Source organism: Streptomyces sp. SID3212 (assembly GCF_009865405.1).
In the GTDB taxonomy this organism is placed as follows: Bacteria; Actinomycetota; Actinomycetes; order Streptomycetales; family Streptomycetaceae; genus Streptomyces.
Genome location: NZ_WWJY01000499.1, coordinates 1 through 1,320, shown reverse-complemented (window position 1 = coordinate 1,320; position 1,320 = coordinate 1). Strand labels below are relative to the sequence as shown.

At 71.5% G+C, this 1,320-nt stretch carries 1 protein-coding gene; it reads left to right on the top strand.

Annotated elements, in window-relative coordinates; genetic code table 11:
* Positions 1-439 precede the first annotated feature (439 nt).
* Positions 440-970 (top strand): hypothetical protein, encoded by a 531-nt coding sequence (locus GT042_RS15135; RefSeq protein ID WP_161309236.1) that lies wholly within the window; start codon positions 440-442, stop codon positions 968-970.
* Positions 971-1,320 lie beyond the last annotated feature (350 nt).

The window sequence follows — 1,320 nt, the reverse complement described above, 5'->3', positions numbered from 1 at the left end:
CGGCCGGCCCGCTCGCCGCGAGGGCGGGGCCGCCGCCGGCGAGGACGGTGCCCATCAGCAGGGCTCCGGCCGCCAGACCGCCGCTGAGGCCTCTCGCTCCGTGGTGCTTGGACGGCGTACGGGACGAGCCGCTCATACGGTCTCCACTTGTCTCGGCGTGAGCGCGCACCCGCACGGGAGCGGCGCTGCGGGGGGCGCGGACATCCACTCATCCCTCCGGGCCTGCGGGGTGACGTGAACCTGTCGGGCGAGCGACGCGTGGGTGAACGCTCGCGTCCGGCGCTGCCAAATGCCCTTCAGCGTAGAGCAGTTGCCGCCGCCTCGGCCGGGGAACGGCCGAGGCCGCCACGACGGTGGGCCCCGGGGTCGCGGGGGATATGTCCGGTGTGCGGTTACATCTCCGGAGTGGAACGACGTCCTCGTCCCGGGAGGTGGCGCCTTGTCCGACCCCGTCAGTGCCCCCGAGAGCGCCCCCGACCCTCCGGGCCGGCGCGACGAACCGCTCCAGCGGCTGCTGTTCGGCGGTGTGTACGGAACGGTCCTGGCCAGCGCGCTGGCCGCCGCGCTTGACCACGACACCGGACCCGACGACCCGGGCTATGACGCCCTGTGGATCATGGTGGCGGCGCTGGTCTCGGCGACCGGGCACGGATACGCCCACGCGATCGCCCACCGTACGGCGGACGAGAAACCCGTCACGGCGAGCACGGTCCGCTCGGTGCTGACGGAGTGGCCCCTGGTCGCGGCGGCCCTCCCGACCGGGGCGGTGCTGCTGGGCTCGTACTGGGGCTGGTGGGGGGAGAACGCGGCGATCGACGCGGCCCTGACGATCAACACGGCGGCGTTGTTCGGCTGGGGGCTTTGGGCGGCCAGGACGGCGGGTCGGGGGTGGTGGTCGGCGTGTCGGGTGGGGGCGGTTGATGTTTTGATCGGGCTGGTGATTGTGGCGGCGAATGTTCTGACGAAGTGAGTGGTCGTGGCGCGGCTTACCGATTGTCCTCAATCGCCGGACGGGCTTGATGGTGCCGCTGCGGCCCGGTGGGCTGGGTGCGGGTTGTTGCCGGGGGCCGGGCAGGGGCCGTGTCCTGCACTGCATGTTTTACGTCGCGTTCAGGGACTCCGGACATTCACGGTAGCCACGCGACACAAAACACGCTTTACGTTCCGGACACGACCCCTGCCCGTCCCCCTTCCAGGCCCGCGCCAAGACAACCCCCGGCCCGCCCCGGGTCGTTAAGCCTGTCCGGCGATTGAGGACATCCTTGACCCGCACCCAGCAATGGGCCCGGGGCAATTCCAGCCCGTCCGGCGTTTGAGGAC